The sequence below is a fragment of the Citrobacter sp. wls711 genome, from assembly GCF_005281055.1.
Lineage (GTDB): Bacteria > Pseudomonadota > Gammaproteobacteria > Enterobacterales > Enterobacteriaceae > Citrobacter > Citrobacter gillenii.
In genome coordinates this window covers 1-3,280 of the sequence record NZ_SZXC01000028.1, presented here as the reverse complement: position 1 = coordinate 3,280, position 3,280 = coordinate 1, and the positions used below count along the sequence as shown (strand labels likewise).

At 42.7% G+C, this 3,280-nt stretch carries 4 protein-coding genes, 1 tRNA gene and 1 pseudogene; 2 read left to right on the top strand and 4 right to left on the bottom strand.

Annotated features, from left to right (window positions below; translation table 11 throughout):
- Positions 1–105 precede the first annotated feature (105 nt).
- Positions 106–903: a DgsA anti-repressor MtfA gene (mtfA, locus tag FDW98_RS13960; RefSeq protein ID WP_096757532.1), complete on the bottom strand. Its 798-nt coding sequence runs from the start codon at positions 901–903 to the stop codon at positions 106–108.
- 93 nt (positions 904–996) lie between these two features.
- Between mtfA and FDW98_RS13955 the strand changes: the two genes are divergently transcribed.
- Positions 997–1,086: transfer RNA gene (locus FDW98_RS13955), tRNA-Ser, on the top strand.
- Positions 1,087–1,113: 27 nt separating this feature from the next.
- Here the strand turns inward: FDW98_RS13955 and FDW98_RS13950 are convergent.
- Positions 1,114–1,441: pseudogene (locus FDW98_RS13950) on the bottom strand (integrase); the annotation flags it as partial.
- Between the two features lie 255 nt (positions 1,442–1,696).
- On the opposite strand from FDW98_RS13950, the gene FDW98_RS13945 reads away from it, so the two are divergent.
- Complete coding sequence (locus FDW98_RS13945; RefSeq protein WP_096757531.1) at positions 1,697–1,915, top strand: cold shock domain-containing protein; 219 nt, start codon at positions 1,697–1,699, stop codon at positions 1,913–1,915.
- Positions 1,916–2,227: 312 nt separating this feature from the next.
- Here FDW98_RS13945 and FDW98_RS23545 read toward each other — a convergent pair whose 3' ends face one another.
- Together FDW98_RS23545 and cspA are read right to left on the bottom strand one after the other, a co-directional pair.
- The gene (locus FDW98_RS23545; RefSeq protein WP_213083823.1) at positions 2,228–2,386 is read right to left on the bottom strand and encodes a YnfU family zinc-binding protein; all 159 of its coding nucleotides are present in this window, start codon (positions 2,384–2,386) and stop codon (positions 2,228–2,230) included.
- 356 nt (positions 2,387–2,742) lie between these two features.
- Positions 2,743–2,955 (bottom strand): RNA chaperone/antiterminator CspA, encoded by a 213-nt coding sequence (cspA, locus tag FDW98_RS13940; RefSeq protein ID WP_096757530.1) that lies wholly within the window; start codon positions 2,953–2,955, stop codon positions 2,743–2,745.
- Positions 2,956–3,280 lie beyond the last annotated feature (325 nt).

Here is a 3,280-nt window from a genome sequence, read left to right as displayed (position 1 = left end):
GAGGAATCGTGTGAACGAGGCGCATATTACTGACCTCACCATGACGTGTCAACAGTAAAATTAGCACGTCATTTCAATTGGTTAATTAATCCTCAAAATGCAGCGTTAATGCACATTCGATGAGCGATTATTCTCATCTTCCCGGTTATCGCGTAATCGTTGCAGGGGATTCTGCCGATAAAACTGGGAAAAACGCTGCCATAGTGCAGGAAAACGAGGTGCAAATAATTCGGGTGCGCTGAAGTAATATTCCGATAACACGGCAAAACATTCGGCAGGATCGGTCGCAGCATAGGCGTCTATACTGCAAGCGGTTTCACCCACCAGGTCAACTTCATCCTGAATATTGCTCATTGCTGCATGCAAATCGTGTTCCCAGCCAGCGATATCCCGCAGCGGGATCGCCGGAATACCGCTGGCCCGATCGCCATTGCGCATATCCAGCTTGTGCGCCACTTCATGGATAATCAGATTAAAACCGGAGGCATCGAAGGAGTCCTGAATATCGAGCCAGTTCAGGATAATCGGCCCCTGCTGCCAGCTTTGCCCGGATTGAACGACGCGTTGGTTATGCACCAATCCAATGTCATCTTCCCATTCATCATCCACGACAAACGGGGCAGGGTAGATCAGAACTTCATGAAAACCATCGAGCCACTCGATACCCAATTCCAGAATGGGCAAACAGAAAAGCAGAGCAATACGCGCACTTTTTAGCGGGTCCATTTCAAGTCCCTGCAGTGCAACTAACCTTTTTTGCTGTAAAAAACGCTCAGCCAGCGCGATAAGTCTGGCTTGTTCTTGCTCAGTGAGATTCACCAGAAGAGGAATTGCCAGGGCGTCATCCCATGGCCAGTCATCATTCCGGGGTGTTTCTTGCTCTTTCCAGGGCCACTTAATCATCGTTTTGCTCGCAAACTCGTCACTTGAACGAAATTGACGGAACGGGGTCTGTTAAAATGCCAAATTACCTGGCATTATGGCAACCGCCAGAACGGAGAGATGCCAGAGCGGCTGAATGGACCGGTCTCGAAAACCGGAGTAGGGGCAACTCTACCGGGGGTTCAAATCCCCCTCTCTCCGCCACAATTCAAACACTTACAGCCCCATCATTCAAGGACACACATCACACTTGGAATTACTTGGAATATTCTCCGGTAAAGGGGCGTTCAGTGTCGGTGAAAGTTTGACCTTTCTGTCGTAGATGAGCACCAGTCCTTCAGTCTTGTGTCCAGAAAAAAGCTGTTTATCTCGACTATCTCCTCGTAATCTGAAATCCCTTTAGCCTTAAGAACATGAAAGATGAAATCGGTCAAAATACCTGACACTTGGCCTGCATGATTTTTGTCTATACCTACATTTCGTTAAAACCTTTGTACATGTACCGATTACCGTACTGGTTGCTGATCTCGTAGGCTGATTTTGGTCGCTGTCGGGCTTTTCTATCGCAGCCCGCTACTCTGAAAATATTTCCAGCCAGCTAAAAAATCAGTTGACTGCTACAATACAGGGGGGAGTCGAACGGCAAAGAATATTTTGCTTATTATCACTGTCCGTGCCTTAATGAACTCATCATTTCGATATACAGCAAACGTAAACATTTTATCGGCCAGTCCTCATTACCAGGTACTATCGCTGATACTTTTTTTAGTCTATACGTTTGTTGTTCCCTTCATCATGTGAAATTGGAGTAATTATGTCCTCAAGAATCAGAGGCTTGGTAAAATGGTTTAAGGAAGACAAAGGTTTTGGTTTCATCTCTCCGCTTGATGGAAGCAAAGATATCTCTGTTCATGTTTCGGAGCTTCAGGGCGATCATTTTAAAACCCTGTTTGAAGGACAGAAGGTGGAGTACACAATTTATAACGGTAACAAAGGTCCCGCTGCTTCTAAAGTAATACTTTGTGATAAATAGATATACGCGATCGGCAATATAGCTAAGGCGTTAGGTCTGAGAAGGTAGAATTGTAAGCTTTTCTGGAGGAAAAACCTTTTAAAATCAGGCCAGTAACTTTTACATCTTTACAGGTGTGCAGAAGCGCAGACCTCCCGTATGCACAGTATAAAAGTAACCGTTAATGGGCTGCATAAACAGTAAAGAGCGCTTATGCTCAGACGGTCTACAGCAGCATCATTGCTTTGAGTTTTTATTTGCCTAAAAACATTGTTATATGTGAGGGCGTTTAATTAATTTAACGCTCATCCTATCTGCAAGAAGGCATCTGCATCATTTTAATGACTTGAACAAAGTACTGCAAAACGGGCAGACAAGTTGAGAACCTTTTTGGACGCGACTAAAACTATGTTCTGAATCTTTTGAACAGCTTGGGCATGTGCATTTGACTAAGTAATTACGATTAGTTTGTGTTTTTTTACGAGTAGACATAGGGATTTCCTGCTGCAAGGGATTATAACGATACATGTTTAATAAGAAAACCACTTGTATTCCTTTACGATATATGACGATTTTGAAATTATTGGGAATACAATTTCTTTTGACAAATAAACTACAGGTATAGTCTGTAATGAGGCTGGTAATATATGAGTGAAATATATTCGCCGCATTATCTGGATTAAAGGTTTAAATTATTAAGCCATGCAATAATATAGGATGTCAGTGTTGTTATAATTACACTAACAATAAACCCGCACTGGGCGGGTTCATTTTATTATCAGTAGAGATTAACTACTCAGACTATTGCCTTCATCGCTATCGTAAGCACTACTGATAACTAGCGGGCATTACAGTGGAGTGACGTTTCCAGCTGCAGGGCCTTTAGCGCCATTTTCAATGGTGAAGGAAACTTTCTGACCTTCATCAAGTGTTTTAAAATTGTCGCTCTGGATAGCAGAGAAATGTACGAATACATCTTTGCTGCCATCATCAGGAGTGATAAAGCCAAAACCTTTATCTGCGTTAAACCATTTTACTAAACCAGTCATTTTATTAGACATAGATATTTCCTTAATTTATGAGCCACATAAGTGCGGCGACGATGGCCTGTATTTAGAGAGTTACTTATTTGGCACTTAGGAGAAGACTCATGAAGAAGGGGTATCTGTAGATAGCTCTTGAACTGAGGACTGCTTTACTAAAACTGCTTTCATAAGGTCTGTTTTCCAAACCGATGTCGCTATTAAGACATATTAAAATTAATTCAGCAAGGTATATGTTATTTATTTTAACCATTTAAACGGCTGGGTGGCTGAATGAATAGCCACGGATAATCTAGACACTTCCGAGTCGTTGATGGACTGACCCCACCCCGGTAGACGATCC